We start from the raw sequence: 25,853 nt of genomic DNA on the forward strand, positions 1-25,853 counted from the left end.
GGCCTATGTCGCAGTGCGGGAGACTTTGCTACACAGGTGCTGACTGAAGTGTCGCATCATCTGTAGCGGAGATTCGTTCGTGGCGGGCTGCAACATCAAGCCGCTACGTGCATCGCGCAATTCCCCGATGCTGGCGAAACGGCGCTGGAAAAGCAGCAATAGCAGATTGCGTGCCGGACATCCGGCACGGGCCTCACGCATGGGAGAAACGATGCGGCTGGGTTTGGTCGGACGATGGCAGGGGAGTTTCCGTTTCCGTCTGGTAATCGCAACGGTTGCTGCGATTACCGTCATGGTCGCCCTGTATACCGGCCTGCAATACCTGCGCCATGTGCATACGGTGGAGGCTGCGCAGAAAGAGCGCGCCGAGGGGCTGGCTAATCTGATGGCAGAGTCCCTTGCCCAGCCGATGTTTGATTTCAATACGCTGGCGGTGGCACTGGCCGTCAAGGCGCTGGGCTCGCATACCGATATCCGCTGGGTGCGGGTAACGGACAGCAACGGCGATGTGGTGGTAGACACCGGAGCCGAGGTACAGGCCAGCGAGCTGCTGCTGACGCTGAGACGGCCGATTGCCTATCAGGACGGGAAGCGCTTACTGGAGGTGGGTAATATCCAGTTGGCGTTTTCGCGCAAATCGCTGGATGCCGAACTTTACAAGGGTGCGCTGGAGATCCTGCTGAGCGGATTGCTGGTGGCCGTCGGCACGGTGCTGGCGGCCTTGTGGGCGTTTCGCTCAATTACCCGGCCGCTGGGCGAAATCACCCGCGGGCTGGACCAGCTGGCAGCGGGACAGACCGGGATTGCTCTGCCCCCTGTGCAGCGCGACGACGAGTTTGGCCGCATGGCCAATGCCTTGCAGCGTTTTCGCGATGCGATCATGGAGCGCCAGCGTGCCGAGGCTGCGATCCATGATAACGAAGAACGGTTTCGCGATTTTTCGCAAAGCTCCGCCGACTGGTTCTGGGAAATGGACGCGGATCTGCGCTTCTCCTATTTTTCGGACAACTTTGCCGCCATCGTCGGGGTGTCGCCGGCGGGCTTGCTGGGCAAGACACGCATCGATCTGAGCCATCTGGTGATTCTCAACCAGTCTGCCGTGCGCGCCGAGCTGCTCAGCCGGCTGGTGCGCCGCGAGCCTTTCCGCAATGTCGAATATCACGCCCGCAAGTCAGACGGCAGCCTGCTGTGGCTGTCGGTCAGCGGGCTGCCTTACTACGCACAGGATGGAACGTTTCGCGGCTATCGCGGGGTCGGGCAGGATATTACGGCCCGGCGTACTGCCGAAGAGGCGGCGCGCAAACTGTCGCTGGCGGTCGAGCAAAGCCCCAACAACGTGATCATCACCAACGCTGCTGCCGAGATCGAATACGTCAACGAAGCCTTCACACGCATCACCGGCTACACGCCCGGCGAAGTGCGCGGGCGTAATCCGCGCTTCCTGCAGTCCGGCCAGACTCCGCCGGAAACCTACGTCGGCCTGTGGCAGGCATTGTCGCGGGGGCTGCCCTGGCAGGGCGAGCTGATCAACCGGCGCAAGGATGGCGAAATCTACATTGAATACGGCTTCTTTGCGCCGCTGCGCCAGCCTGACGGCACGATCACCCACTACTTGGCGATCAAGGAAGACATCACGGCCAAGAAGCTGGTCGAGCGTGAGCTGGAGCGCCACCGCGATCACCTGGAACTGATGGTCGCCGAGCGTACCGCCCAGCTGGCGGAGGCCAAGGAAGCGGCCGAGGCGGCCAGCCGGGCCAAGGGTTCATTCGTGGCGAACATGAGTCATGAGATCCGCACGCCCTTGAATGCCGTGCTGGGTCTGGCGCGCATGATCATGCGTGAAAACGACGGCCGCAAATCCGGTCGTACGGCGGCCCAGATTCTTGAAGCCGGCGAGCACCTGCTGGGCGTGATCAACGACATTCTCGACTTCTCGCGCATCGAGGCCGGCAAGCTGCTGATCGAGTTGCGCCCCTTCCGTCTCGGTGTCTGTGTCGAAGAGGCGCTCAAGCTGGTTGCCGAGCGTGCCCGCGCCAAGGGCCTGCATCTGTTTGCCGAACATGGCACGGACATGCCGGAATGGGTGGAAGGCGATCGTTTGCGCATCGAGCAGATCCTCATCAACCTGCTCTCCAATGCAGTCAAATTCACCGAGCAAGGCCGCATCGTCCTGTCTCTGGCGCGGGATGATGAGCGCATCCTGTTCAAGGTGGCTGACTCCGGTATCGGCATGAGTGCCGAGCAGATAGTGCGTCTGTTCCAGCCCTTTGAGCAGGCCGATGCCTCGACCACCCGCCGATTCGGCGGTTCCGGGCTGGGGCTGACCATCAGTCGCAATCTGGCGCGCCAGATGGGCGGCGACATCACGGTGGACAGCGCTCCCGGGCGAGGCAGCGTGTTCGTTCTCAGTCTGCCTTTGCGCGAAGTCCTGCCCGATGGCGCCGCGGTGATCGTGCCCATGGGGAATCAGCGTCTTGCAGGCTTGCGGATTCTGGCCGTGGAGGATATGGAGCTCAACCGCATCGTGCTCGATGACATGCTTGAAAACGAAGGTGCCACGGTCGTTTTTGCCGAGCACGGGCAGCAGGCGCTGGGGCTGCTCGACAAGCCGGACGTGCCCGCTTTCGATGTGATCCTGACCGACATCCAGATGCCGGTCATGGACGGCTACGAACTGGCCCAGCAGGTGCGGCTGCGCCAGCCCGGTCTGCCGGTGATCGGCCTGACCGCGCATGCCATGCCCGAGGAGCGGCAGCGCTGCCTGACGTCGGGCATGGTGGCGCATATCTCCAAACCGATTGATTGCAACATCCTGATCGCCACCATCCTGCAGCACGTATCGCCGCCCTTATCGACGCCCGTCACGCGAGCTTGTACCAGCGAACTGATCGATTGGGCCGCCCTGTCCGAACGCTACCGGGGGCGTGGCGAATTCGCCGAGAAACTGTTCACCATTCTCCTGCGGACGCATGCGGAGACGCCGCATACGCTGCGCAATGCGGCGCGTGCCTACGATGTCGAAACCATCAAGAGCATAGCCCACACCTTGCAGGGCATTGCCGGCAATGTCGAAGCCCCGGCCTTGCACGAACTGGCCATCCAGGTCGAACAGAGCATTCGCGAGGGCCGCGAGGACAGTCTCGGGCTGGCTGAACAGCTCGCTGCGAGCATGGATGAGTTGCTTGCCATGCTGCGCCAGCGCGGCGCTCAGCAAATTCATGATGTGTGAGCGGCAGGCTGAAGGCCCCCTTCTGGTGGGCCTGAGCGGACAGGGGGTCTGCAGGGGCGCGTGTTTATTGGCTGAGCGCCATGTGTGCCTGAAGATGCCCGTCCAGCGAGGGTCTGCGAGCATGCATCATTGATCGCCGAGGCGTTGCCGGAGCGCGGTGGCTTCGGCGCGCAGGGCCGTCAGGAATGCATCGCTCAGCGGCGTCGACGGCCGGTAGGCCGGGCGCACCGCGCTGACCCGGAACGGGATGGACACGCCAAAACGCCGCAGCGCCAGCCCGCTTTCCGCATGTGCCGCGTACTCCAGCGCCGTCAGCGGATTCACGATGGCGAGCCCCAAGCCCTCGCGTACCAGCGCGCAGACCGAGGCGGCGGTCTGCGTTTCCAGCAGCTGCTGGCGCGCCACGCCATGCTCGTGAAACACGGCATCCAGCTGCACGCGATACGGGTCGCCCGGCGCGAGGCTGATGAAGGGCTGACCGGCGAAATCCTGCGGCATCAGCACCGGCTTGGCGGTCAGTGGATGGCTGGCGGGCAGCACGCAGACCTCGTCAGCCTCCAGCAGCACTTCCAGCGTGGTGCCGGGTGGCGCGCTGTCCTGCTCGGTGAGGCCCAGATCGAAGCGCTGCGCCGAGAGCCATTCCTCCAGCCAGGGTGATTCTGCCGGGGTGATCGCCAGCCCCACGCTGGCGTGCTGCGCCCGGAAGCGCCGGCACACGCCCGGCAGCAGTGCCTGGGCAAACGCCGGCACGCAGACGATGGCGAGGCTGGCGGCGGCAAACTCACGCAGACCGCTGGCCGTGGCGAGGATACGCTCCAGCCCGATATACGAGCGTTGCACTTCCTCATGCAGGGCCAGCGCGCGAGCGGTCGGCTTGAGGCGGCCGCGCACCCGGTCAAAGAGGGCAAAGCCCAGCAAAGTTTCGAACCGGGCCAGCTCGCGGCTGACCGTTGGCTGCGAGGTGTACAGCAGTGCCGCCGCACCGGTGACGCTGCCGGCCTGTATCACGGCGCGGAAAATCTCGATGTGGCGGTGTTCGATGCTCATATCAGGAATGGATTGATTGTGTGAATAAAAGCATTTTACTGAATTAATGGCGGCTGGCACGATGCGGCCATTCAGGTAGCGACGCAGCCACAGGCTGCGCCTGCAACCTTGCTCAATAGCTCACCGGATTTTTGCCATGCTCAAGCCCCTCGATCACTCCCGCCTGAACCAGCTCGCCGCCGAATTCGGCACGCCCTTGTGGCTCTACGACGCCGCGATCATTCGCGAGCGCATCGCCGCGCTGCGCGCCTTCGATCACATCCGTTTTGCCCAGAAGGCCTGCTCGAACACCCACATCCTGCGCCTGATGCGCGCAGAAGGCGTGGTGGTGGATGCCGTGTCGCCTGGCGAGATCGCCCGCGCGCTGGCCGCTGGTTTCACCTCGAAAGAAGGCAAGAGCGAGATCGTGTTCACCGCGGACCTGGCCACCGAAGAGACGCTGGATCTCGTCGTGCGTGAAGAGATTCCGATGAATGCCGGCTCGATCGACATGCTGCGCCAGCTCGGCGCGAAGGCGCCGGGCCACCGCGTTTGGCTGCGCATCAACCCGGGCTTCGGCCACGGCCACAGCAACAAGACCAACACCGGCGGCGAGCACAGCAAGCATGGCATCTGGCATACCGACCTGCCGGCGGCGCTGGCGGTGATCGCGCAATACGGCCTCAAGCTGGTGGGACTCCATATGCACATCGGCTCCGGTGTGGATTACGGCCACCTGCAGCAGGTCTGCGGCGCGATGGTGCAGTTGGTCAAGGATGCCGGGCAGGACATCGAGGCCATCTCGGCCGGCGGCGGCCTGTCGATTCCGTATCGCGAAGACGACGCGCAGATCGACACCGCCCACTACTTCGGCCTGTGGGACGCAGCGCGCAAGGAAGTGGAAGCCCATCTCGGCCATCCGGTGAAGCTGGAGATCGAGCCGGGTCGCTATCTGGTCGCCGAGTCCGGCCTGCTGCTGAGTGAAGTGCGCGCCACCAAGGACGTGGGCAGCAATCACTTCGTGCTGGTCGACGCCGGCTTCACCGAGCTGGTGCGCCCCTCCATGTACGGCAGCTACCACGCCATCAGCGTGGTGTCGCGCGATGGTTCAGATGTAGCTGCCCGCCCGCTGCGCGACAGCGTGGTCGCCGGTCCGCTGTGCGAATCCGGCGACGTGTTCACCCAGGCCGAAGGCGGCGTGGTCGAAACGCGCAGCCTGCCCGCCGCGCAGGTCGGCGATCTGCTGGTGCTGCACGACACCGGCGCTTACGGCGCGAGCATGTCCTCGAACTACAACAGCCGTCCGCTGATCGCCGAGCTGCTGCTCGACGGCGGGCAAGCCCGCCTGATCCGCCGCCGCCAGACCATGGCCGAGCTGCTCGCACTGGAAGCCTGAGCGGCAGACCGGCCTGCTTGAAGAGCCGCATCTGGCGGCGTTCTTCAAGCAGGCTATGCGGTGAGGGCCGCCCTGACTGGATCCCCGGCATGGCATGCTGCACAAGCATGCTGGAGGCTGCTCTTCAGGCAGGCACGCAGGGCGCTTGCGCGTTCATCGACTGCCGCCCGGATGGATGCTGCCGCGATGGCACATGCATCAGGACTCTGCTAGCGTGGAGGCTGGTTTTTCGGCGAGGGCTTGCACATGGCAGGCGAGGATTTCGCGGTTTACAAGTACAAGCACGGGCAGCGCACAAGCGCGTCTCGCGGACGCCTGCTGTGGGCACTTGGCTTCTTTGCTGCCGGCGTGCTGACGTTCTTTTTCCTGTTTCCGCTCGGGCTTATGCTGATCGCCATCGGTGCCTGGCAGCTGTGGGGGCGCAGCGCGGAGAACGGTCTGATGATCGGCCCACGTTATCTCATCTGCGGCAACACGATTCTGTACTACCGCAACCTGAGCCGCGTGGCGAGCAGCGCCAAGGGAGTGCTGGATCTGTACGGCAGTGCCGGCGCGCCCTTGCGCATCGAACAGGAGCGGTTCCCCACGGGTGCCCGCAAGGCCGACAAGATCGAGCGCAACACCCGCGCCAAATTTGACAAGGCGAGCGCGCTGATTCTCCGGCGGGTGCAGGCGCAGGCCCCCGATGTCCAGTTAACTGGCGTGAGCATGCCGCTTCCCGAAGGCGATGCATGAAGAAATCCAAAGCAGAGGCAGCACGGGAATTCCGGCGGTTTCGTTATAAGACACCGCAGCTGCATTGGGTGTTGCTGGCCTTCCGCGCGGCAATCAATGCTTTCTTCCTGGCCTTGTTGCTGGTGCCCTTGGGCGTCGTGCTGCTCATGTTTCTGGCGCCCGGGCGCCTGCCGGACCCGGATGCCTGGCCTACCGGAACCATCCTGTCTGTCATGATCTCCTGCTTGTTCGGAGCGGTTTCGGGCCTAGTGTTTGGCGAGGCGCGATTGATGGGGACATTGCGCATCGGCCCGCGCTATGTGATCTGCAACGGACAGATCGCGTACTACCGCAATATCCGAGAAGCCGTGCTGGCGTGCGGCAAGCAGCTGACACTGCAGACACAGGCTGGCGCTTGCCTCAAGATCAGGCAGGACTGGTTTTATGTGCTGGGGCGACGGCAGGATGAAAAGGCCGCAGAGCGTTTTGACGCAGCTGCCAGCCTGATCAGGGAGAATCTTCGGGCGCTGGTGCCTGCGGCCACCTGGAAGGAAATCGAGCAGCCACGTCGCCGGAAGAAAAGTCCGCCCGGGGCTGCGCCTGAGAAAACCGCTCTTCGCGCCAACCGGCCCGGAACCAGAAAGACGCAGCGATAGCATGGAATTCTCGCGCAACATTCACCTGCTCTACGTGCCGACGCTGTGCTGCAACCTCAGCTGCAGCTACTGCTATCTCGGTGAGCAGACCACGCAGGCGGCGCTGAAGGAGGATGCCACGCGCGCCGTGGCGAGCCTGCAGACGGCCCTGCAGCGGCTGGAGGAGGCGGGGGTGCTGGCCTTCAACCTGTCCCTGCATGGCGGCGAGGTGACAACGCTGCCCGCCCCCGTGCTGGACCAGCTGTTCACGCTGGTGCGTGGCCACTACCGCAAGCATTTCGACGCGATCAGCGCACTGGGCCACAAGAAATCCGCCCCGCACATCAAGACCAATCTTTACAAGTTCGCCAGCCTGTACGAGCTGCTGGACCGCCACAAGGTTTCCGTCAGCGCCAGCATCGATCTGCCGCTGGCCATGCATGCCAAACATCGCCTGACCCGCGGCGGCAAGGTGTGGCTGGACCGCACCCACGACAACCTGCGCCTGCTTGCCCGCTACCCGCATGCCAAGAAGATTTCCGCCACCCTGTGTGCCGAGCATCTGACGGACATCGATGCCTTTATCGCCGACATCTGGTTCATCCACCGTGAGTTGGGTTTCGACATGAACAACTTCAACATCATGTTTGCCTTCGGCTCGCGCCTGAACGACGCGGCACGCTGTGGCGACAGCTTCGAGCCGGTCTCCTCGGCCCAGCAGATGGCGCTGTACGAGAAGCTCCAGACCGCGTTCACCGGCACCGAACTGGAAGAGGGCTTGCGGCGTAACTGGTTCGACGAATTCAAGCCCAGCTACTGCACCAATGCCTTCAACTGCGGCGAGCGCTTCTACCTGTTGCAGAGCGATGGCGAGGTGTATTCCTGCGTGCGCGGGCAGGGCATCGAGGAATTTCATTACGGCAATCTGTTGCGTGATCCGGTCGACGCGGTACTGGATAACGGCGCCCGCAAGATCAGCGCGATCCATCAGGCGCACGGTTTCGACAGTGATTGCCGCAGCTGCGGTCATCTCGGCCTGTGCCACACCGGCTGCCCGGTGGTGAAGCATCAGCAGGCGGCTGCCAAGTCCTACACCTGCGGGGTGCAGAAGCTGATTTACCGCGATCATCCGGTGTCGTTCCCGGCCGCGGTTGATGCGGCCACGCAGCGTGAGCAGGCGCGCGAATACGCGGCCGGCATGCATCCGGCTTTGCTGCTGACGGACGAGCTGCCAGCCCCGCCTGCGCCACCGGAATTCCGTGTGCCGAATGATCTGGCCGAAGCGAAGAACACGCTGGACGCCCTGATCGCTGCAGATCCGCTGCTGCAGGCGCTCTATGATCCGGCGGCGTTCGTGCTGGAGTTTGCTGATGGCGAGCTGCTGGCGCTCGATTCGCAGTTGCTCAAGCCGCGTCGCCGGATTTTCACGCTGGCGGAGGGTGAGGCGCTGACCCTGCATGTGCGTCGCGACATCCTGCTGGCGGCGTGCGCCGAGCCGGTACGCAACACCGTGTACCTGCAGGTGCTGCGCGACACGCCAGTGGTTTATGGCGACGAACAGCGGACCAAGCAGGCACATCTCTACACCTATCAGTGCTATGCCGATTGCTTGCAGCCGAGCGAGCGTTTCGGCGAGACGCACGCGAGCCTGGCGCTCGCGCATCTGCTGGCGATGCACCGGCACCTGTATCAGCGCGGCGTGGCGAACAACCTGTTCGTCACCACGCAATACCTGCGCGACTACCATTACCAGAAGCAGCGCAACAATGCCTTCTACCACGTGCAGGCCGTCAACCTGCCGTTCCAGAATCTTGAATTCCACTACCTGTCCGCAGAGGATCCCGTCTCATGAATCCCCGTGATCTGCAGAAAATTGCCTACACGATCGAACAGTTCCTGAATGCCGCAGGTCTGCCCGATGATGCGGCGCGCACGGCGGTCGAGGAAAAGATCGTCAAGCGCCTCGCCAGCGGTGGCAAGGATGACTACGTGGTATTCAACGGCGGTGGCCTGTACTGCTACCAGAGCGGGAAAATGCGCGAAAGCCTGCCCGCCAATGGCGCCACGGCCACGCAGCCGATCTGGAGTAATGGCCGCGAAATCTCCGCGCTGGATACGGATGCCTGGCAGGGCGGCGGCAAGCTGGTGATGCTGGGCGCCGCCGGACTTGCGCTCGGCTCGGCGGCGGCGCTGGGTGCGACGCCGAAGAACGGCAAGGACAAGGAGCGCAACAGCAATAACAACAATAACAATAACAACAACAATAATAACAACAACGGCTGATCAGACCTTCCAGGAGCCGCTTCTGGCAAGGGTCTTCAGGGGGTGTGCCTGAGGAGTCAATGTTGTAGCGCCTCGACAGGCATGGTCTTCGCGGATGGCCGTCAGACGCGGCTCTTCACCTGGTTGCGTACGGCTTCCAGCGTCTTGGGCAAGCTGTCCTTGCCGAGCATGTCCACGATCCAGCCCAGCCCGACGGGCACGCTGCCGGGGTCGGAATACACCTGATAACGCAGCACGGTTTTCGCCGGGTCGGCGGGCAAGGGCGTGAGCAGCCAGTAGCCACGGGTGTCGGCGATGGTCTGGTCCGGTTTCAGGTCGGGGCGGGGCAGCATCTTCCAGGCGAGGCGGCAACTCTGTGCGTTCACGGCCGGGCTCATCTGCAGGCGGTATTGCTTGGTCTTGCCCAGTGGCAGGCTCAGGGTGAAATCGGCCTGTGTGCCGTCGGCGTCTGCTTTGATGATCACGGCTTTGGCCATGTTCGGCATGAAGGTCGGGTAGCTCGCGTAGTCCTGAATCAGCGCGCACAGCTTGGGCATCGGCGCGGCGATGATCGTGCCGGCCTGCCAGGTCTTGCCCGGCGCTCCGCTGGTGGGCAGCTCGATAGTGGTGATGCGGGCTTCGCTGAGGCTGGCCGGATCGATTTCGGCGGCGCTGCTCAGTCTGGTCAGCACGGCAAGCAGCAACGCGAATTTACGCATGCGCCTTTTCCTTTTTGGGGCGGCTCGAGAACCACAGCAGCACGGCGGCGACACCGACGAACTGCCAGTAGTCGGTGGGCGCAAACAGGAACCAGTGCTTGTGCCAGACCACATCTGCCGGGTTGAAATGCGCGAGGCCGTAGGCCGGATTGAAGGCGAACCACAGGAAGTCTTCGATGATCCAGAACAGCATGATGCAGGCGATCACCCGTGCCTCGGCGCGCAGCGACCAGTGCGCGAAGAAGGCCAGTGGCAGGTGAAAGATCAGTGCCATGAAGGAGAACACCCAGGCGTGGTAGCCGGTCATCGGCCGGCCGCCCCAGAAGATGTCCAGCAGCCAGTGGCTCTCGATGCGCCAGGTCGGCAGATTGGCGGCCCAGCCAGCGGCGCCCTCGATCTGCACCTCGACCATAGCGAAGAAGGTGGCGACGAGCGCCACCCAGCCGATCAGCAAGGCCAGTTGCCAGGGGCGTGCAGGCAGTGTGGGATTCATTGACCGACCACCCTGGCGAGCACCGCTTTGCCCGCGTCCGGTCGGCCCAGCGCACGGGCCTTGCGGCACATGTCGGCGAGCCGGGCAGGATCTTCCAGCAACAGGCGTACGCGGTATTCCAGCGTTACGGCGTCACAGGCTTTGAGCGCCACGCCCTGTTCCAGCAGGTAGTCGGCGTTGCGCTCTTCCTGGCCGGGGATCGGTGAATTCAGGATCATGGCCTTGCCCATGGCCAGGCATTCCGAGGTCGACAGCCCGCCCGGCTTGGTGATGACCAGATCGGCGCAGGCCATCAGGCGCTCAACCTTGTCGGTGAAGCCTTGCGGGAAGAGGCGGCCCGGATAGCGTTTAGCCATCTCCTGCAACGCGGCCAGTGCCGCCGCATTGCGCCCGGCCAGCACCACCAGCTGGAAGTCGCCGCCAATCGCGAGCAGGCTCTCCGCCACGGTATCCAGACTGCCCATGCCGGCGCCGCCGCCCATCAGCATCACGGTCGTGCGCTGCGGGGCCATGCCGTACTCGGCGGCGCAGGCCGCGCGGTCCAGTGGCTCACCGAAGGCCGGCATGATCGGGATGCCGGTGAGATGGATGTTCTGTGCCGGAATGCCCGCCGCGCGCATGCGGAACACCACTTCATCATTCGCGGCGAAGTAGCCGGCCATGTGTTCGTGCACCCACATGCGGTGCAGATCGAAGTCCGTCACCTGTACCCACACCGGGCAGGCGATGTCGCCCTGGCGCAGCATGCGGTCGAGCATCTCGGCGGGCAGGAAGTGGGTACAGACGATGGCGTCCGGCTTGAAGGCGGCGATCTCTTTGCGCAAGGGGCGGGTCGACAGGCGCTCCACGCCACGGCGGATTTTCTCGCCGGTGCTGTCCGGCTCGGCCTCGTGGCTGGCCTGATACAGATAGCCCCACACCGCGGGCAGCTTCGCTACCAGTTTCAGATAGGTGTCGGCATACAGCTTGCGGAAGCCGGCCGGCACGTAATCCATCACGTCGAGGTGGCGCACTTCCAGTGCCTCGGCGCCTTGTGCCGCGGCGCGGATCGCCTCGGCGGCACGCACATGACCGGCACCGGCCGATACGCTGAGGAGAAGGATTTTTCGGGTCATGGTGATGGCTCAGTGATTCCGGAGAGCGGATCTTACCCGGCCTGTATTTCAGTCGTGCAGACCGCTGGACGAGTGGGGCGCCGGGCGGACCTCTGCAGAGAGCCAGCCCTGAGCGCCGCGACTTACCTCGCTCTCCAGTATGGCTGGCTGGAGAACAAGGCAGGGAGCGGGTCTACAGAGGGATGCTGCGGAAGTTTTTCAATTCGCGCAGTGTGCAGCGCGGCAGCCAGATGAAGCCGCACAGCCAGTACAGGCAGGTGGAGGCGTAGAAATTCGCCTCACGGTAGACCGGGTTGCCGACCGTGGTGTGCCACAGCAGATAGCTGCCATCCACGGCGAACCACCACCAGAACAGGATCAGCGGCAGCTTGCGCCAGTCGCGGCGCAACACAGCACGCGCCGAGGGCGCGGCGGTGAGGCAGGTCAGCCCGGCCATGATCAGGCTCACCCCGATGTCCCAGTCGCCGATCTCGTAAAACAGCGCGCCGTAGATCAGCCAGCCCAGGCCAAGGGCGAGGGTGACGAGCTTCCACGGGCGGCGCAGCTCGCGCGGGGATTCGAGCAGGCCGGGCATCACGCCTGGGCGCGCTTTACCTTGTAGCCAAGCCAGCAGAGACACAATCCGGCGCCGGACCACAGGCTGAATGCCAGCAATCGTGCGCCGGTGTCGCCGAGGGTCTGCGATGCCAGGAGCACGAGGCGGCAGATGGCGCGACAACTGCCCTGACCATCCGGCAAGGCCTGGCTGCCGGTGAGGAAGCTTGCCCCATAGCAAAAGCCGAATGCGCCGAGCAGGTAAAGAGCGACGCCGAAAGCTTGCCCGCTCCGCGTCCGGCCAGGCGTCAGGCGTGCTTCGGTCTCTTCCTTGAGCATTAGTGTCAGGGCGAGAAGGAACAACACAAACCCCAGAAAGCCGCCGATCGTGACGAGATCTGCCGCCGGGTGAGTGATGAGTGCTGCCAGCGTGAGCCCGCCAGCGCCCAGAATGATGAGTTGCAGCAGGACGCGGAGCGTTTTCATCGAGCGCGCCGCCTCACTTCGTCGAACACACCCGCACGTTCTTGTCGCCGCGCTTCGCACAAGGCATGCGTTTGTCGGGCGAGGGGTGCGGGGTGCCTGTGTTGTCGATGCGAACTTCGTCGATCATCCAGTCGGCCACGCCCTGTTTGTCCAGCGTCATCCGCAGCAGCCAGCCCGTGCGCCCGGCCTTGGTGTCGAAACCATCGAAGACAAGATTACCCAGGCTGTAGATGATCGGCGCGCCCTTGTAGATGTCGGTGCCTTGCGTGCAGTGCGGGTGTCCGCCGACAACGGCGGCGGCACCGGCGTCGATCATCTGCTGGGCAAATTCGCGCTGGCGGGCGCTGGGCGAGGGTTCGTTTTCCCAACCCCAGTGCATGAAGGGGATGACCAGATCGGCACCGGCCGTCTTGGCCGCACGAATGTCACCGAGGACCTGACTGTCTTCGCTCCAGGCAATCCCCGGCCAGGTCGGGCCGGCCTCGAAACTGCGCGGCTTGTACTCGTTGTAGCCGAGCACCGCGATCTTCAGGCCGTTCTTCTCGAGCCACAGCGGCGTGTGGGCTTCGGCGAGGTTGCGCCCGGCGCCGAAGTGGCGAACCCCGGCCTCGTCGAGCAGGCTCATGGTTTCCAGAAGTGCCGGGTGGCCGTAGTCACCGGAGTGGTTGTTGGCCAGCGAGACGGCTGTGAAACGGTTGCGCAGCAATTTGGCCGCGTTCGGGACTGCGCGGAAGGTATAGATCTTGTTCGGGTTGGGTTTGCCCTTGCTGGAGATCGGCGCTTCGAGATTGGCAATGCGGAAATCGCTGCGCGACAGCAGCTTGCCGAGCGGGGCGAGCGGGTCACCGCCGTCAGCAATGACTTTGCCAGGGCCTTCGTCGAGCATCACGTCACCACCGAAAACCAGCGTGACGGTGTCGGCCGCCTGAGCGGCGCCGGTGGCGAGAAGCAGGCTGAGCAGGAGGCGTCTCATGGTTGTTCCTCGGCGGGCTGGATCTCGCACCAGTAGCGTAATTCGCTGTCACGAATCGGTTCGTAGACGCGCTGCATGCCGGTGAAGCCGGGGCGGCCGTGTGCCTCCATGGCTTCGGCGAGCGGATAGGACGCCTGATGGACCAGCACCGGGCCATCCGGATGGTCGGCATAGGTGTAGAGCTTCACCATGCCGGGCTCGAACACAGGCCGGAACAGGAAGTAGGAACCGATGGCAGTGGGCGCCACCCGGTAGGCGTCGGGGACGCTGGCCAGCCTGGGCTGGAACAGGCTTTTCGTCTCGCCCCCGTAGGTGTAATGACAGGCCAGTTGTTGTGCCGGTGCCGCGAAGGCGGTGCCGGCCGCAACGGCCAGCAGGAATGCGGTGATGGTGTTTTTCATAGGAAACGATCCAGAAGCTTGCGCGAGTGGCGGTCCAGATCAGCGAGCTTGCGGATCATGAACTGAATGCCATGCGCGTCGGCAATCAGGAGGATACCGCCGGGCAAGCGACGGATATCTTCTTCACCCTTGAGTACGAAGCTGGCCGTGCCGCGATCGGTTTCGACATCCCAGGTGCTCGGTGTGGCGAAGCTGGAGACCTTGTTCAGGCGCTTGATCTCGGGCATGAATTCACGAGCACCCAGTTCTTCCTCGATCAGGGCGCGCAGCTCTGCCGGTAGCCCGGCCAGCAACTCGATCCAGGCGACTTCGTGGCCGTCCGTACTCATCAGGGCGATGCCTTCGAGCGGCGCAGAGATCGGATTGGCACGCACCGGCGTGATGCCTTCATGGCGCACGCCATCGGCATCGGTCAGCACGAGCTGGCCGAAGGCGTTGCGCTCAAGTGAAAAATTGATGGAACTCATTTCACAGTCCTCTGTGGGATGCGTTGGGCCGGAATGCGGATGAACCGCGAGCCGTGTGAGGAAGCAAAGGGTGGTTCCCCTTTGCGACGAGCATGGGGAAGCGGGCGCCGCATTCCGACCCAACCCGAAGGGCCGTCACTGTTCCGGGCGCATTGCTGCGTTGCTCGTTGCTTGTGTGGCCACACCACACGGCGCGCCTCGCGCCTTGCCCTGCCTCCCGGAACAGTGGCAGCGCACCCACCGAGGGCTGTGAAATGAGTTCCCGCGGGGCGCCCATCATTCGCCTCCTTCAAGCAGATTCTGTTCGGCATTGCGCAGTTGGGCCTGATACAGGCGCCAGTAGGCCCCTTCGGCGGCCATCAGCTGGTCGTGGTTGCCAACCTCGACGATCTGGCCACGATCCATGACGACGAGGCGATCAGCTTTGCGCAATGTGGACAGGCGGTGGGCGATGGCGATGGTGGTGCGGCCCTGCACGAGGTTGTCGAGCGCGCGCTGAATTTCCTTTTCGGTCTCGGTATCCACGGCCGAGGTGGCTTCATCCATGATCAGGATGCGCGGGTCGATCAGCAGCGCGCGGGCAATCGACACGCGCTGGCGTTCGCCGCCGGAGAGGCCCTGACCGCGCTCGCCGACGATGGAGTCGTAGCCCTGTGGCAGGCGCAGGATGAACTCATGGGCGTGAGCTGCGCGGGCGGCGGCGATGATCTCGGCGCGGGTCGCATCCGGTTTGCCGTAGGCGATGTTCTCGGCAATCGTGCCGAAGAACAGGAAGGGTTCCTGCAGCACCAGCCCGATGTTGCGACGGAAGTCCGCAATCGCCACGCTGCGGATGTCCACCCCATCGATCATGATCGCGCCTTCCGATACGTCGTAGAAGCGGCAGATCAGGTTGACCAGCGTGCTCTTGCCAGAGCCGGAATGGCCGACCAGGCCGATCATTTCGCCGGGCTGGATGTCCAGCGATAGATTGCGGATCACCGAGCGGTTGCCGTAGCGGAAACCGATGTCGCGCATCTGGATGCTGCCTTGCACGCTGGGCAGGGGCACGGGTTTGACGGGCTCCGGCACGCTGGAAACGTGGTCGAGGATGTCGAAGATGCGCTTGGCGCCGGCGGCGGCTTTTTGGGTGACCGAGACGATGCGGCTCATCGAATCCAGCCGGGTGTAGAAGCGCCCGATGTAGGCCAGGAAGGCGACCAGCACACCGACGGTGATGTCGTTGTGCGAGACCTGCCAGATGCCGAAGGCCCACACCACGAGCAGGCCGATCTCGGTCAGCAGCGTGACGGTGGGCGAGAACAGGGACCAGGTCTTGTTGATCCGGTCATTCACGGCGAGGTTATGGGCGTTGGCTTCACGGAAACGCTGCGTTTCGCGTTTTTCCTGCGCAAAAGCCTTCACTACCCGGATGCCAGGGATGGTGTCGGCAAGGATGTTGGTGACTTCACCCCAGACGCGATCTATCTTTTCGAAACCGGTGCGCAGGCGGTCGCGCACGGTGTGGATCATCCACATGATCAGCGGCAGCGGCAGCAGGGTGACGATGGCCAGCCAGTGGTTGATCGAGAACAGGATTGCCGTGGTCATGGCGATCATCAGCACATCGGTGATGAAATCCAGCGCATGCAGCGAGAGGAACACGCTGATGCGGTCGGATTCCGAGCCGATGCGCGCCATCAGGTCGCCGGTGCGCTTGCCGCCAAAATACTCGAGCGAGAGTTTGATCAGGTGTTCATAGGTGGTGGTGCGCAGGTCGGCCGAGATCCGCTCGGAGACCAGCGCGAGGATGTAGGTCTTGGCCCAGCCGAGCAGCCAGGACAGCATGGCCGCGCCAAACAGCCCGGCCAGCAGCATGATCTCCATCCGGGTGTCGATCGGCTTGCCGTTCTGATAGGGGATCAGCACCTTGTCCATCAGCGGCATGGTCAGGTAGGGCGGCACCAGTGTCGCGGCGGTGGCGCCGGTCATCAGCGCGAAACCCGCGACGAGTTGCCAGCGGTAGGGTTTGGCAAAGCGCCACAGGCGGAAGAGTGTCCAGGTCGACGGGGCTTCGTGCAGCTCGCGGGCGCAGATCGGGCATTCGTCTTCGCCCGGGGGCAGCGGGGCCTTGCAGGTCGCGCAGATTTCTTCATCCGGCGTCTTGGGGGCCTGGCCGGTGCGCAGGGCTTCGGTCTGGCGCTCGAATTCGCTGATCACGCGCAGGGCGGCGAGGTTCTGGCTCAGGGTGAAACGCCAGTGGGCGATCCGTCCGTTGGTGTCCAGCAGCTCCAGGCAGCCCACGCCAGCGTGGTCGGTGTGGCGCAGGGCCAGTGTTCCCCTGAGCGGCCAGCTTTGCCAGCTGGCCTCGGGCGTGCACGCCAGCAGCTCGCTGGCGGTGATCAGGACCAGCCCTGAGGCGAATCGCAGGCGCGCATCCAGATCCAGCTCCAGCCAGGCCAGAACAGGTTTGCCGCAGCCCGGACGGGTAGCGATTTCGGTACGCCAGCGCTCAGGCAGGCTATGGTCAGCAGGTACGGGCAACATCGGGGCTCACTTCGGGTCTTGTCAGGTTCATGCCAGCTTCGGGGTGCTGAATTGGGGCCGGATCGGGGCGGAAGTCCGTTAAACTCACGTCTGAGAAGTCGGGGCGCCCGGCAGCACATGATAAACGCTGCGGGCTGCTTGCTGGCGGTGCTGCATCATGGAAGCACGTGTTCCTGATCTGGCGCGTACCGGTCAGGCGCCCGATGGCGCATAATCCGCGCGCCGATGAACCTGCTGGCTTGATGCGTGAAGGCACACGCCCGAAACTTGCGACAACATGACCAAAGACATTCGAATCCTTGATGTGCTGCACCTGCGCGGCCCCAACATCTGGACCTATCGCCCGGCCATCGAGGCCCGGGTCGATATCGGCGAACTGGAGGAATGCCCCTCCAATACCATTCCCGGTTTTTACGAGCGTCTATCGGGCATGCTGCCCGGCCTGATCGAGCACACCTGCAGTTATGGCGAGCGCGGAGGTTTCCTGCGCCGCGTGCAGGAAGGCACCTGGCCGGCGCACATCCTCGAACACGTTACCCTCGAATTGCAGACCCAGGCGGGTCAGCGCACCAGCTTTGGCAAGGCGCGCAGCACTTCGCAGACGGGTGTTTACAAAGTTGCCGTGCGGTCGCGCCACAAGGATGTGACCGTGGCCTGCCTGCATGCCGCGCGTGACCTGGTGATGGCAGCCATCGAAGACAGGCCTTTCGACGTGCCCGCCACCGTGGCCCGTCTGCACGAACTGGCCGACTCCCTCTGTCTCGGGCCGAGCACAGCCTGCATTGTGGATGCCGCGACCGACAACAACATTCCCTCGATCCGTCTTACCGACGGCAATCTTGTCCAGCTCGGCTACGGCGTACGCCAGCGCCGCGTATGGACGGCCGAAACCGACCGTACCAGCGCCATTGCCGAAAGCATCGCCAGCGACAAGGATCTGACCAAGAGTCTGCTGGTGCCTTGTGGCGTACCGGTACCGGAAGGCCATGTCGTTGCCAATCCCGAAGAAGCCTGGGAGGTCGCACAGGACATTGGTTTGCCGGTGGTGGTAAAGCCTTCGGATGCCAACCATGGCCGCGGCGTGTGTCTTGAACTGATGACCGAAGAGGAGGTCAAGGCGGCCTTCCCCGTGGCCGATGCCGAAGGCAGCGAAGTCATTGTCGAACGCTACATCCGGGGTTGTGAACACCGCTTGCTGGTTGTGGGCGGCAAGCTGGTGGCGGCCGGGCGCGGCGAGAACATCGTGATCACCGGCGACGGCAAGGCCAGCGTGCGTGAGCTGATCGACAGCCAGCTCAATATCGACCCGCGTCGCGGCGAAGCCGAAGAGTTTCCGCTGGAAACCATCAAGATCGACAGTGATCGCACCATGCAGCTGCTGCTGGAACGCCAGGGCTTCAATGCTGATTCGGTGCCGGCTGCCGGCCGTGTGGTGACCGTGCAGCGCAACGGCAACGTGTCCATTGACTGTACCGACGAGGTTCATCCTGAAGTTGCTGCGGCTGCCGTGCTGGCGGCACGCATTGTCGGGCTGGATATTGCCGGCATCGATCTGGTGACCGAAGACGTCTCCCTGCCGCTGGAGCGAACTGGCGGCGCCATCGTCGAAGTGAATGCCGGCCCCAGCCTGCTGATGCATCTGAAGCCGGCCGAGGGCAAACCGCGGCCGGTGGGCGAGGCCATTGTGGGGCACCTGTTCCCGGGCGAAGACAACGATGGCCGGATTCCCGTGATCGGCATTGCCGGCTGTGATGACACCACGCGGGTGGCTCGCCAGATCGGCTGGCAGCTGCACATGGGCGGCTACAACGCCGGCCTGGCCTGTCGTGAGGGGCTGTTCCTCGATCAGCGTGCCGTGGAAAAGACCGACTGCGCCAACTGGGCGGCGGGGCAACGCGTGCTGATGAACCGTACGGTGGATGCGGCCGTGTTCGAAACCCCGGTCGAGAGCATTCTCGGCGAAGGCTTGCCTTACGACCGCTGCAATGTCGGCGTGGTCACCAGCATCCGCCCCTCGGCCGATCTGGAGCGTTTTGATGTGCGCGATGCCGATCAGGTGCGCAATGTGCTGCGCACCCAGGTCGATGTGGTGATGGCCAGTGGCGCCGCCGTGCTCAATGCCGATGACGCCCAGGTGGCGGGTCTGGCGGAGCTGTGCGACGGCGAAGTGATTTTCTATGCCTTGTCGGCTGACGTGGATGTCGTGACCGAGCATCTGGCTGCTGGCGGACGTGCCGTATATGTGCGTGAAGGCAGTGTGGTGCTGGCCACTGGCGCGAGTGAGCAGATTCTGGCGGCACGCGTGGCGCACCCTGCCAACGCCTTGTCGGCCGAACTGGCTGCGGTGGCGGCGGCTTGGGCGCTGGGTATCTCGCCGGATCTGATCAGCAGTGCCATCGAAAGCTTTGAATCCAGCCTGGGCCGCTGAGCGCCCGGATTGATCGTTAATCGAACAGGAACACGATTCAATGGAAGTTTCCCGTATCCGTGCGCTGCGCGGCCCCAATCTGTGGAGCCGTCATACGGCGATCGAAGCCATCGTCACCTGCACTCCGGCCGAGCGTTCGCTGGCCGATCTCCCCGGGTTTGATGCCCGTCTGCGCGAGTTGTTTCCGCAGATCGGCGCGATCCGCTCCACGTTGCATGAAGAGAGCCTGTCCATGGCGCATGCGCTGGAGTTTGCCGCGCTCGGGCTGCAGGCGCAGGCCGGTTGCCCGGTGACCTTCAGCCGCACTTCGGCGACGACCGAAGAGGGCGTGTATCTGGTGGTGGTGGAGTACAGCGAAGAAGCTGTCGGCAAACGCGCCTTCGAGCTGGCCGAGTCCCTCGTTGCTGCCGCAGCCAGTGGCGGCGGGTTTGATGTGGATGCGGCCTTGGCCGAGCTGCGCGAGCTGGACGAAGACGAACGTCTTGGCCCCTCGACGGGTTCCATCGTGTATGCCGCAGTCGCCCACAACATTCCGTTCCGGCGCCTGACCTCCGGCAGCCTTGTGCAGTTTGGCTGGGGCAGCAAGCAGCGCCGCATCCAGGCCGCCGAGATTGACTCTACCAGTGCGATTGCCGAATCCATCGCGCAGGACAAGGATCTGACCAAGAAGCTGCTCGAAGCCGCTGGTGCGCCGGTCCCCAAAGGGCGTCCGGTCAACGGGTTTGAAGATGCCTGTGCGGCCGCGGATGAAGTCGGCTATCCGGTAGTGGTCAAGCCACAGGACGGCAATCAGGGCAAAGGCATCACGGTGAATATCAGCAACCGCGAAGGGCTGGCTCTGGCCTACCGTGTGGCCTGCGAATTCAGCGATGAGATCCTGGTCGAAAAATACCTGCCGGGCCATGATTTCCGCATGCTGGTGGTGGGTGACAAGCTGGTTGCCGCGGCGCGCCGCGAACCTCCGCTGGTGATCGGTGACGGCGTGCATACCGTACGGGCGCTGGTTGAGGAAGTGAACAAGGACCCGCGTCGTGGCGAAGGTCATGCCACCTCGCTGACCAAGATCCGCTTCGACGACATCGCCCTGGCGCGTCTGGCCGATCAGGGGCTGAGCGCCGACTCCGTGCCGACCAAGGGGCAGCGCGTGATCCTGCGCAACAACGCCAATCTGTCCACGGGGGGCTCGGCCACCGATGTGACCGATGACGTGCATCCGGATCTTGCTGCGCGTGCGGTGGCGGCGGCGAAGATGGTCGGGCTGGATATCTGCGGTGTGGATGTGGTGTGTGACAGCGTGCTGCGTCCGCTTGAAGAGCAGTCAGGCGGGATTGTCGAAGTGAATGCCGCGCCCGGTCTGCGCATGCACCTGTCGCCGTCCTACGGCAAGGGACGCAACGTGGGCGAGGCGGTGATCTCCACGATGTTCGCGCCTGGCGATGATGGACGGATTCCGGTGGTGGCCGTGACCGGCACCAATGGCAAGACCACCACGGTGCGCCTGATCGCCCATCTGCTCACCAAAAACGGCATGCGCACCGGCATGACCAATACCGACGGCGTTTACATCGAAGGCCGGCGTATCGACAGTGGTGACTGTTCCGGCCCGCGCAGTGCGCGCAACGTGCTGCTGCATCCGTATGTTGATGCTGCCGTGTTCGAGACCGCGCGTGGCGGCCTGCTGCGTGAAGGCCTGGCCTTTGACCGCTGCAAGGTAGCCGTCGTCACCAATATCGGCATGGGCGACCACCTGGGTCTGAACTACATCACCACGCTTGAAGACCTCGCGGTACTCAAGCGGGTGATCGTGCAGAACGTGGCGGACAACGGCTATGCCGTGCTCAATGCAGCGGACCCCATCGTCGCCGGCATGGCCGCCAACTGCCCCGGCAGTATCATTTTCTTTGCGGCCGACCGCAACAATCCGGTGATGGCGACGCATCGTGCCCAGGGCAAGCGCGTGGTCTACGTCGAGAATGATGCTATTGTGTGCACCGAAGGCAAGAAATCCGAGCGCATCTCGCTGGCTGGCGTGCCGATCACTCGTGACGGCACGATCAGCTTCCAGGTCGAGAACGTCATGGCGTCGGTCGCCGCCGCCTGGGCTGTAGGTCTGGAGTGGGACGTGATCCGTGCGGGTCTGGCGAGTTTCGTCAACGATTCGGACAACGCCCCGGGACGCTTCAACCTTTTCGATTACAAGGGCGCAACCATCATTGCCGACTACGGCCATAATCCCGACGCCATGCTGGCGCTGGTCAAGGCCGTTGAAGCCATGCCCGGCAAGCAGCGCTCGGTGGTGATTTCCGGTGCGGGCGACCGTCGCGATGAAGACATCCGTCAGCAGACCGAAATCCTTGGCGCCGCCTTTGACCGTGTCATTCTGTATCAGGATGCCTGCCAGCGCGGCCGTGCTGATGGTGAAGTGATCGGCCTGTTGCGCGAAGGTCTGCGCGACGCCCGGCGTACCCGTGCGGTGGAGGAAATCAACGGCGAGTTCATCGCCATCGACCGGGCGCTGGAGCAATTGCAGTCCGGAGACCTCTGCCTGATCCTGATCGATCAGGTCGAAGAAGCTCTGGCGCATATCGCCCAGCGGATCGCCGAGGCCGGTTGAAGTACGCATGACGGATGAAAAGGGCGGCCTGCGGGTCGCCCTTTTTTCATGCTGCGAAGCGTTCGAACCGGATGCTCAGCGGCGTCGGCGCGCGGGCTTTGCCGGCGGGCGCGGTGGCAAGCCCAGTGCGGCCCGGGCAAGCTGGTCTGCGGCGGCGTTGCGGTGTTGCGGCAGCCATTTCACTTCCACCCACACAAACTCTGCAAGGCGCTCGCGGATCTGAGCAAACAGCGGCGCCAGGCGGGCGGCTTCGGTGTTGCTGGCGTCGCGGCTGAGGCGCACCACTACGTCATTGTCTGAATGCACGCGCAGATGCCGCACGCCGAGGCTCAGGGCCAGGTCAAGGGTGGCGAGCAGCGCGCGGGCTTCGGCTTCATTGTTGCAACCGTTATGCGGGCTGCGCTGCGAAAGCGGGTGAGTGCTGCCGTCAGGCGCGCACAGGATCGCGCCGAGAGCCATGTGGCCAGGGTTGGGGCGGGCACAGCCGTCGCACCAGGCTTGCCAGAGTGGTTCGGTGTTCATGGATGGGATGGTACACGCCGCCTGCGGTGGCGGTGTCGAGGAAATGCTCATGCAGCCGGCTGGAATGGCATGCCTGGAAAGCCGCATCCGGCGGGCTTCTTCATGGGGGCATTCCGCAGAAGCCCGCTGGGCGACGGTTTCGGGAGCGGTGTGCCAAAGAAGCTTGTCAGAAGCGCCTCTCCGGCTACCGTTCCTGACGTACTCAGCACTCAGTCTCGGTGGGAAGCCCGGCGAGGAACTCGGGGCGGTCGAGCAGGCGGCACAGGGCCGCAACGACGTCGGGGTCGAACTGGCTGCCGGCTTTCTGCTCAAGCTCGGCGCGGGCTTTCGCAAGCGACCACGGCGTCTTGTAGGGGCGTGGGCTGATCAGGGCATCGAAGACGTCGACGACCGAGACAATACGCACGGCCAGCGGCAATTCACTGGCGCAGATGCCGCTCGGGTAGCCGCCGCCGGCCCAGTGCTCGTGATGGCTGTAGGCGATCTGGCGGGCCAGGCTCATCGAGTGATCATGCGTGAGCACGGCAGCGCCGATTTCCGGGTGTTTCCTGATCTCGGCAAACTCCTCCGGGCTGAGCCGGCCAGGTTTACACAGGATGTGGTCGGGAATGCCGATCTTGCCAACATCGTGCAGGCGACTTGCGGAGCTGATGCGCTCGGCTTCCTCTTCGTCCAGCCCCATTTCGCGGGCGACGGCTTCCGAATAGCGGGCGATGCGGTTGACGTGTTCGCCGGTGCTCTTGTCCTTGTACTCGGCGATCTGCGCCAGCATGTCGATGGCGTTGTGGTAGGCCTTCGATAGATCAATGTGCAGGCGCAGGTTGTCCAGGGCGTGGGCGCATTGCTGGGCCGTCAGGCGGATCAGGCGTTTGTCGTCGTCGTTGAGTGGCAGGGTGGGCTCGATGTAGATGTAGCCCTCTGGTTTGGTCTGCGGGACGATCGGGATGATGAAGGCGTGCTCGCGCAGGTTCTCGGGCTCGCGTCCGTTCAGAATCGCTTCGCAGCATCGCGCATGGATTTCGTGGAAGCGCTCGGATTCGATGAAATGGCCGGTGGCTGCATGCACGGCCTTCTCGCCGCATTCGACGGTGGCGATGACGCCCTCGATGGTCGAAATGAAGGAAGTGGGCGACAGATGACACAGGCCGACAACCTGGGTCAGCACGCCGGAGAAGAACTGCTGCAGCGACATGTTGGCCAGCCGGTAGATTTCAGGCGCAGCCTGCAGCAGGCGTTCCAGGCCCATGCGGTTGATGTCGATGGCGCACAGGTCACGATAAGCCTTCAGCGCACTGCGCACCGTGGTGTACAGCCGGGTGGTGGTGAGTTCGGTCTTGTCCTTGTAGTCATCGATGTCGTAGTGATCGATCACGTAGCGTTCAGGGGCGGCGCCCGGCTGGCCGGTGCGGATGATCAGGCGGATCAGGCTGTTGTGGTGGTGTTCGCGAATGGTTTCGACGAGCCGGAGCCCGGCATCGTCCGTTTCCATCACCACGTCGATCAGTGCAATCGCGATATCCGGGTGCTCGGCCAGACGCTCCAGCGCTTCGGCCTGTGAGCCGGCCTCGATGAATTCGAGCGTCCGCCCGGCAAAACTGAAGTGTCGCAGGCCCAGACGGGTGACTGCGCGAACATCCGGCTCATCATCCACGACCAGCAGTTTCCAGGTGTAGCGCGGTGGCTCGTGGGGTACATCGTCGCCTTCCTCGCGCAGAACCAGACTGTCATCAGGGGCTTGCATGGCGCTCACTGGCCTTTCGGGGCGTTGAGGGACGCGGGCAGGGTGATCAGGAAATGGGTGCCGCCACCGGGCAGGCTGTCACCACGGATGCTGCCGCCCAGACGCGTGGTGATGAGGTTGTAGCAGATGTATAGACCCAGACCTCCGCTGTCGCGACGTGTACTGAAGAAAGGCTCGAAAATTCTGGAGAGCACCTCGGAGGACATGCCGACGCCATCGTCGGCATAGCTGATGAGCAGGCGGGAGCTGCCCAGCGGCTCAACCTCGATGCGGATGTGACCGTGGCGCCGGCCGTCTTCAAAGCCATGCTGCACGCTGTTGAGCACCAGATTGGTGAGGATCTGGTCGAGCAGGCCGGGAATTCCCGTGATGCGCAGGTCTGCCGGGCAGAGAACTTCGATCTCGGCACAGTGCCGGTAGCGGGCATGCAGGGTCTGCAGCACATCGTCAATCAGCTCGTCGAGCCTGAAATTGCGGGCTTCTTCCTGCTCCATGCCAGCGGAGGAACGTTTGAAGCCCTGGATCAGACTGGCGGCACGGCGCAGGTTGTTCAGGGCCAGATGGTAGTGCCGCTGCATGCTTTCCAGGTGTTGCCGGAGCTCCTGTTCCGGAATCCTCTCCCGCTCAAGCATCCGGTGGATCTCGTCGATGCAGTCTTCGCCCTTGGCGGCGGCATTTACGGCCAGACCGATCGGGGTGTTCAGCTCATGGGCGAAACTGGTGACCAGGCGTCCGAGCGACGCCATTTTCTCGGTCTGGACGAGGCTGTCGAGAGTCTGCTCCAGCTCTCGCCAGTGCTTGTGCAGCTGCTTCAAAAGAATGTGGCTGAGGCCGGCAAACAGGGCGAAAACCAGCAGATGGCGCCATGCCGACAGGATGATTTCCTTGCGGGCGTTTGCTGCCGCCGGAGCATAAGGCTGGCTGATGCTGATGCCGCCGCGCACATCGCCGATTTGATAACCTTGCTGGGCATGGCAGTGCAGGCAGCTGCTCACTACCTTGAGGGGGGCGACGTAACGGAACTCCTCGGAACCATCGGCGCGCAGGCCCCATTCCGTCACTTCGGGGCTGCCTTGCGCCAGCGCCAGCAGGGCCTGGGCCTCCCAGTCATCCGGCGCATTTTGCGGGTTCAGGGGCTGCAGGCTGGGCATGCGGATGCGCAAGGCCGTATCAGCGGAGATGATTTCGCCAATCAGACGGGTCATGTAGGCCGGGTTGACGAGTGTCAGCCGCGTACCGTCACTGGCGGTGATTTCACGCCCCGGATGCTTGAGGTAAGGATTGGGTTGCAGATCACCAGAAACCGGAGCGTAGACCCCCGCCGAGCGTGAGTTCCACTCGCGGGCCGCGACGATGGTGCGGAAAATGTTGCGGGCACCCTCGCGCAGAAGTTCGGTGTTGCGCGCACGGATCTGGCTCACGCTGAAAGCCAGCGAGGCGGCAACCAGCAGCGCCCAGACGCACATCAACAGCCGCCATGTGCCGCGCGTGACGGGTGGGGCGCGCATGGAGGCAGACCGTGATGAGGGTTCGGGTGAAACAGGCAAGGGCATGCATGCTCCGGGGTGACGC

The 25,853-nt window shown here is 63.8% G+C and carries 21 protein-coding genes; 8 read left to right on the forward strand and 13 right to left on the reverse strand.

Annotated features, from left to right (window positions below; all coding sequences use genetic code 11):
- Positions 1 to 199 precede the first annotated feature (199 nt).
- Positions 200 to 3,229, forward strand: a complete 3,030-nt coding sequence (locus tag Q9Q94_RS07510) for a PAS domain S-box protein (RefSeq protein WP_305979406.1) — start codon at positions 200 to 202, stop codon at positions 3,227 to 3,229.
- Positions 3,230 to 3,355: 126 nt separating this feature from the next.
- Here the strand turns inward: Q9Q94_RS07510 and Q9Q94_RS07515 are convergent, their stop codons facing one another.
- Positions 3,356 to 4,276: a LysR family transcriptional regulator gene (locus Q9Q94_RS07515; RefSeq protein WP_305979407.1), complete on the reverse strand. Its 921-nt coding sequence runs from the start codon at positions 4,274 to 4,276 to the stop codon at positions 3,356 to 3,358.
- 136 nt (positions 4,277 to 4,412) lie between these two features.
- On the opposite strand from Q9Q94_RS07515, the gene lysA reads away from it, so the two are divergent.
- From lysA to Q9Q94_RS07540, 5 genes are all read left to right on the forward strand, one after another.
- Positions 4,413 to 5,651, forward strand: a complete 1,239-nt coding sequence (lysA, locus tag Q9Q94_RS07520) for a diaminopimelate decarboxylase (RefSeq protein WP_305979408.1) — start codon at positions 4,413 to 4,415, stop codon at positions 5,649 to 5,651.
- Between the two features lie 246 nt (positions 5,652 to 5,897).
- Entirely contained in the window at positions 5,898 to 6,386 is a 489-nt protein-coding gene (locus tag Q9Q94_RS07525; RefSeq protein ID WP_305979409.1) for a hypothetical protein, read from the forward strand.
- Positions 6,383 to 7,021 (forward strand): hypothetical protein, encoded by a 639-nt coding sequence (locus Q9Q94_RS07530; RefSeq protein ID WP_305979410.1) that lies wholly within the window; start codon positions 6,383 to 6,385, stop codon positions 7,019 to 7,021. The genes Q9Q94_RS07525 and Q9Q94_RS07530 overlap by 4 nt, the downstream gene beginning before the upstream one ends.
- 1 nt (position 7,022) lies before the next feature.
- Positions 7,023 to 8,852 (forward strand): radical SAM protein, encoded by a 1,830-nt coding sequence (locus Q9Q94_RS07535; RefSeq protein ID WP_305979411.1) that lies wholly within the window; start codon positions 7,023 to 7,025, stop codon positions 8,850 to 8,852.
- Positions 8,849 to 9,283, forward strand: a complete 435-nt coding sequence (locus tag Q9Q94_RS07540; RefSeq protein ID WP_305979412.1) for a hypothetical protein — start codon at positions 8,849 to 8,851, stop codon at positions 9,281 to 9,283. The genes Q9Q94_RS07535 and Q9Q94_RS07540 overlap by 4 nt, the downstream gene beginning before the upstream one ends.
- A gap of 101 nt (positions 9,284 to 9,384) precedes the next feature.
- Here Q9Q94_RS07540 and Q9Q94_RS07545 read toward each other — a convergent pair whose 3' ends face one another.
- The 9 genes from Q9Q94_RS07545 to Q9Q94_RS07585 all read right to left on the reverse strand — a co-directional run bounded on the left by Q9Q94_RS07545 (position 9,385) and on the right by Q9Q94_RS07585 (position 16,976).
- Positions 9,385 to 9,981 (reverse strand): SRPBCC family protein, encoded by a 597-nt coding sequence (locus Q9Q94_RS07545; RefSeq protein ID WP_305979413.1) that lies wholly within the window; start codon positions 9,979 to 9,981, stop codon positions 9,385 to 9,387.
- A complete protein-coding gene (locus tag Q9Q94_RS07550; protein WP_305979414.1) occupies positions 9,974 to 10,474 on the reverse strand; it encodes a hypothetical protein in 501 nt (166 codons plus the stop codon). The genes Q9Q94_RS07545 and Q9Q94_RS07550 overlap by 8 nt, the downstream gene beginning before the upstream one ends.
- On the reverse strand, positions 10,471 to 11,589 hold the full coding sequence (locus tag Q9Q94_RS07555) for a glycosyltransferase (RefSeq protein ID WP_305979415.1): 1,119 nt from the start codon (positions 11,587 to 11,589) through the stop codon (positions 10,471 to 10,473). Before Q9Q94_RS07555 ends, Q9Q94_RS07550 begins: the two co-directional genes overlap by 4 nt.
- Before the next feature lie 172 nt (positions 11,590 to 11,761).
- Positions 11,762 to 12,163, reverse strand: a complete 402-nt coding sequence (locus tag Q9Q94_RS07560) for a hypothetical protein (RefSeq protein WP_305979416.1) — start codon at positions 12,161 to 12,163, stop codon at positions 11,762 to 11,764.
- On the reverse strand, positions 12,163 to 12,609 hold the full coding sequence (locus tag Q9Q94_RS07565; RefSeq protein WP_305979417.1) for a hypothetical protein: 447 nt from the start codon (positions 12,607 to 12,609) through the stop codon (positions 12,163 to 12,165). Before Q9Q94_RS07565 ends, Q9Q94_RS07560 begins: the two co-directional genes overlap by 1 nt.
- 13 nt (positions 12,610 to 12,622) lie before the next feature.
- Complete coding sequence (locus tag Q9Q94_RS07570) at positions 12,623 to 13,582, reverse strand: CapA family protein (RefSeq protein ID WP_305979418.1); 960 nt, start codon at positions 13,580 to 13,582, stop codon at positions 12,623 to 12,625.
- Entirely contained in the window at positions 13,579 to 13,983 is a 405-nt protein-coding gene (locus Q9Q94_RS07575) for a hypothetical protein (protein ID WP_305979419.1), read from the reverse strand. The genes Q9Q94_RS07570 and Q9Q94_RS07575 overlap by 4 nt, the downstream gene beginning before the upstream one ends.
- On the reverse strand, positions 13,980 to 14,450 hold the full coding sequence (locus Q9Q94_RS07580) for a DUF1854 domain-containing protein (RefSeq protein ID WP_305979420.1): 471 nt from the start codon (positions 14,448 to 14,450) through the stop codon (positions 13,980 to 13,982). The genes Q9Q94_RS07575 and Q9Q94_RS07580 overlap by 4 nt, the downstream gene beginning before the upstream one ends.
- 276 nt (positions 14,451 to 14,726) lie before the next feature.
- Positions 14,727 to 16,976: an ABC transporter ATP-binding protein gene (locus Q9Q94_RS07585; RefSeq protein WP_305979421.1), complete on the reverse strand. Its 2,250-nt coding sequence runs from the start codon at positions 16,974 to 16,976 to the stop codon at positions 14,727 to 14,729.
- 277 nt (positions 16,977 to 17,253) lie between these two features.
- Between Q9Q94_RS07585 and cphA (Q9Q94_RS07590) the strand changes: the two genes are divergently transcribed.
- Positions 17,254 to 19,404 (forward strand): cyanophycin synthetase, encoded by a 2,151-nt coding sequence (cphA, locus tag Q9Q94_RS07590; RefSeq protein WP_305979422.1) that lies wholly within the window; start codon positions 17,254 to 17,256, stop codon positions 19,402 to 19,404.
- 40 nt (positions 19,405 to 19,444) lie between these two features.
- A complete protein-coding gene (gene cphA / locus Q9Q94_RS07595) occupies positions 19,445 to 22,018 on the forward strand; it encodes a cyanophycin synthetase (RefSeq protein ID WP_305979423.1) in 2,574 nt (857 codons plus the stop codon).
- 75 nt (positions 22,019 to 22,093) lie between these two features.
- On the opposite strand, the gene Q9Q94_RS07600 is transcribed toward cphA (Q9Q94_RS07595), so the two are convergent.
- The 3 genes from Q9Q94_RS07600 to Q9Q94_RS07610 all read right to left on the reverse strand — a co-directional run bounded on the left by Q9Q94_RS07600 (position 22,094) and on the right by Q9Q94_RS07610 (position 25,789).
- Positions 22,094 to 22,540 (reverse strand): reverse transcriptase-like protein, encoded by a 447-nt coding sequence (locus tag Q9Q94_RS07600; protein ID WP_305979424.1) that lies wholly within the window; start codon positions 22,538 to 22,540, stop codon positions 22,094 to 22,096.
- Between the two features lie 202 nt (positions 22,541 to 22,742).
- Complete coding sequence (locus tag Q9Q94_RS07605; RefSeq protein ID WP_305979425.1) at positions 22,743 to 24,281, reverse strand: response regulator; 1,539 nt, start codon at positions 24,279 to 24,281, stop codon at positions 22,743 to 22,745.
- A gap of 5 nt (positions 24,282 to 24,286) precedes the next feature.
- Positions 24,287 to 25,789 carry a sensor histidine kinase gene (locus Q9Q94_RS07610; protein WP_305979426.1) on the reverse strand — a complete coding sequence of 501 codons (1,503 nt, stop codon included), beginning with the start codon at positions 25,787 to 25,789 and terminating at the stop codon, positions 24,287 to 24,289.
- Positions 25,790 to 25,853 lie beyond the last annotated feature (64 nt).

The sequence above is a fragment of the Uliginosibacterium sp. 31-16 genome (assembly GCF_030730865.1).
GTDB lineage: Bacteria > Pseudomonadota > Gammaproteobacteria > Burkholderiales > Rhodocyclaceae > Uliginosibacterium.